This is a genomic window from Streptomyces sp. AF1A, assembly GCF_047340315.1.
In the GTDB taxonomy this organism is placed as follows: domain Bacteria; phylum Actinomycetota; class Actinomycetes; order Streptomycetales; family Streptomycetaceae; genus Streptomyces.
The window spans coordinates 1-1,220 of the sequence record NZ_JBLEBI010000380.1 but is presented as its reverse complement, the minus strand read 5'-3'; the positions used below and the strand labels follow the sequence as shown (position 1 = coordinate 1,220).

The window sequence follows — 1,220 nt, the reverse complement described above, 5'->3', positions numbered from 1 at the left end:
CGCGCATTCCGACAAGGAGGACGCGACCGCGACCTGGAAGAAGACCTACGGCCATCACCCTTTGACGGCCTTCGTCGACCACGGCCCGGGCGGAACCGGCGAGCCGGTCGCGGCCCTGCTCAGGCCGGGGAACGCGGGCTCGAACACGGCCGCCGACCACATCACCACCGCCCGGCTCGCCCTGGCCCAACTGCCCAAGCGCTACCGGCGAGGACGGCAGACACTGATCCGCACGGACTCCGCCGGCGGCACCCACGACTTCGTGTCCTGGCTCGCCAGGCGAGGCCGGTGGCTGTCCTACTCGGTCGGCATGACGGTCACCGAAGCGATCCACGAACATGTGCTGAAGGTCCCCGCCCCGGCCTGGACGGCGGCCGTCGAGACCAACGGTGAGGTCCGTGACGGGGCCTGGGTCGCCGAGCTCACCGGCAGCCTGCTGGACGGCTGGCCGAAGGGGATGCGGCTGATCGTCCGCAAGGAACGGCCACACCCCGGTGCCCAGTTGAGGATCACGGACGCGGACGGCATGCGGATCACCTGTTTCGCCACCAACACTCCTGACCGGCCGATCGCCGAGCTCGAGCTCCGTCACCGGCTGCGGGCCCGGGCCGAGGACCGGATCCGGGCCGCCCGGTCCACCGGCCTACGCAACCTGCCCCTGCACCACACCGCGCAGAACAAGGTCTGGCTGGAGATCGTCCAGGTCGCGCTTGACCTCCTGGCCTGGATGCCCATGCTCGCCCTGACCGACCAGGCCCGTCTTTGGGAGCCCCGCCGACTGCGGTTCCGCCTGTTCTCCGCGGCCGCCCAGCTCGTCACCACCGGCCGACGCCGCATCCTCCGCCTCGCCCGCCACTGGCCCTGGACCGGCGAGATATCCGCCGCCCTTGAACGACTTGCGCTCCTGCCGAACCCCGGCTGACCAGCTGATTCGCCTGTCCCTACAAGAAGAGGAACCAGCCCGGAGCAGTGGGACCCGGCGTCCACCCGAGGCGACACTCGGGCCCTCGGAATGCCCGCCATCAGCCACCGAAAGCGAAACGGTCCACCGACTCCGTCGGCGGACCGTCATGCAAGATCGAGGCTAACCAGTCAGAAGCCGAGCGCCGGGAAGCGTTCCCGCAGTGGCTGCACACCTACAATCACCACCGCGGACACACCGCGCTGAAAGGGCAACCACCCGCCAGCCGCGTCCCCAACCTCTCAGGGCAATACAACTA

1 protein-coding gene and 1 pseudogene are annotated in these 1,220 nt (G+C 69.6%); both read left to right on the top strand.

Translation table 11 applies throughout. From position 1 onward, the window contains the following. The coding region (locus tag ACLU3S_RS36985; protein ID WP_413956352.1) for an IS1380 family transposase at window positions 1–922 on the top strand (922 nt) is incomplete at its 5' end. 170 nt (window positions 923–1,092) lie between these two features. After that, a pseudogene (locus tag ACLU3S_RS36980) lies at window positions 1,093–1,220 on the top strand (IS481 family transposase); the annotation flags it as partial.